This window comes from Salidesulfovibrio brasiliensis JCM 12178, assembly GCF_001311825.1.
GTDB classification, from domain to species: domain Bacteria; phylum Desulfobacterota; class Desulfovibrionia; order Desulfovibrionales; family Desulfovibrionaceae; genus Pseudodesulfovibrio; species Pseudodesulfovibrio brasiliensis.
In genome coordinates, this window is sequence record NZ_BBCB01000155.1 from 1 (window position 1) to 2,101 (window position 2,101).

1 protein-coding gene and 2 pseudogenes are annotated in these 2,101 nt (G+C 49.9%); all 3 read left to right on the forward strand.

Annotated elements, in window-relative coordinates; all coding sequences use genetic code 11:
• Positions 1–1,379: hypothetical protein (locus JCM12178_RS18845; protein ID WP_172677182.1), on the forward strand; the 1,379-nt coding region annotated here is incomplete at its 5' end.
• A 123-nt stretch (positions 1,380–1,502) separates the two neighbouring features.
• Positions 1,503–1,701 (forward strand): annotated as a pseudogene (locus JCM12178_RS20135) (IS481 family transposase); the annotation flags it as partial.
• Between the two features lie 123 nt (positions 1,702–1,824).
• Positions 1,825–2,085: pseudogene (locus JCM12178_RS17260) on the forward strand (transposase); the annotation flags it as partial.
• Positions 2,086–2,101: the final 16 nt, after the last annotated feature.

The following is a 2,101-nucleotide window of genomic DNA, read 5'->3' on the forward strand; positions in this document are numbered from 1 at the left end:
ATGACATCAGTGGTGCGGATTCCTCGACCTATACACTGACCACGAATGAGTGCGGCAAGTACCTCAAGGTGAAGGTGACCGGCACCGGCGACTACTCCGGCGAGGCCACGAGTGCTGCCACCTCCAAGGTGACCGGGGACATAACAGAGGTTACTCTCACCGGTGCCGGAAATGTTGGTGATACCCTTACAGCCAATATTGCGCCGCCCAGTGCAACCGGCTCGTACTTGTGGCAATATTCAAGTGATCCAGGTACAGGATTTTCTGAGATCCCTGGAGCTACATCATCGACATTCACCGTACCTGAAGAATATTTTGGGAAGTATCTCAGAGTAGTCGTAACAGCTGAAGCGCCATGGAACGGAACCCTTACCAGCCTTGTGACAGACCAGATTACACGAAATGTGAGAAGCGTCGAGATAGTTGGGGACGCCGAAGTGGGCGAAAAGATTACTGTTGAAGTTGTTCCCGAAATTGCCGATGTTTCTATCGAGTGGCTGTATGATAAGAACAACGACAATAATTGGGTGAGTCTTAATCATTCTGGAACAGATTACACACCAACGCAAACAGACTATGATGAACAAAGGCGATTCATTGTGCGTGTGTCTCCAATTGAACCATGGTCTGGAGGTGCGAAAGAGTCCTCTCCAACTGATCAGGTCGGCAAGGGGAGCGGAAATGCGCTTCTTATGAACAGTCGTTCAACAAAAGTTCACGATGACCCGATCGAACTAGAGGTCACGGGTGGGAATGGCGGAACCGTAACCTATTCAGTAGAGCCCAACGATATATGCGAAGTAAGTGCGGAGGGCGTAGTTACGGCGCTCGGGGGAACCGGTACCGTTAGAGTTACGGCACACGAAGCCGCAACAACATACTATAAAGCCCAAGAGGTAAGTGCGAATCTTTCAATACTGTATCAAACACCTCCGAATGCATATTGGACAGTCAATGCCGACACACGTACAAGTGGCGAAATCCTGTATAAGGTTTTTTCTCATCCCACTGTGTGGGTTGACAACAAGCACGCTATATTCCTTACATCTGATCTCTATGTATTGACTACTGATCTCACAGATCAGCTGTTCTACAACGCGAGTGGAACGAGCAGTGGTTATGTTACTGTACTTTGGCAGAGCGAACCGGTTAGTCAAAGCGATACGAAATTGGGCACCAGTCAAGTCACTGATCGAGAGCCTGGAATTATAAAAATTAAAACGCTTGCAAATCTAGTTGGCATAAAAATGTACAGCTTGGCAGGGGAAGGAACTTGGACCATATGCAACTTGCCATCGAAAGCTCTATATACAGAATCGAAAGATATCCCCGGAGGGCAGGAGTCCATACTTGCGTTCAAATTCGAAAATTATCCCTGATCAGGGATGGATGGAGTTACGAAGCTTCACCAAACCCGATGAGGAGTACGCCATGACCACCAAGATGAAGTAGCATGAAGGAAAGTTCAGCCTGCTAGAGCTGGCAACGTAAGCAAGGCCTGAAAAGTAATGGGATACTCGCGCGCCAGCAGTTCTACGAAATCCGTCGCAATTTCAAGACGTTCGGCGCGGATGGGTCGTTGGGCAGGCTGACCGGTCCCAAGGGGCCGCATTCCAACCGCGTGGATGAAACCGTGGAAGAGGCGATCTTGGACTACAGCCTGTCTTTCTCCCCCATTGGCGTCTTCGCGTGGCGCAGCAAAGTGACGCGAGTCAGCATCCCTGGTACATTGGAGATGGGAGTGACCTGCTCCCGTGATATAGACCCACTGACAATCTGAGTTTTCCGGCGAAATCGACTATCAGAAAGTAGGAGGATTTCGTCGTGAAGAAATCAAGGTACACCGAAGAACAAATCGCCTTTGCGTTGCGCCAGGCCGAGCATGGGACTCCCGTGAAGGAAGTGATCCGTAAAATGGGGATCAGCGAGCAGACCTTCTGTCGCTGGAAAAAGAAGTATGGGGGGCTTGGTACCAGCGAGCTTCGCCGGTTGAAGATGCTCGAAGAGGAAAACCGCAAGCTCAAGCAAATGGTAGCGGATCTGAGTCTCGACAAAGTCATGCTTCAGGATGTGCTGTCAAAAAAGCTCTGAGGCCTGATCG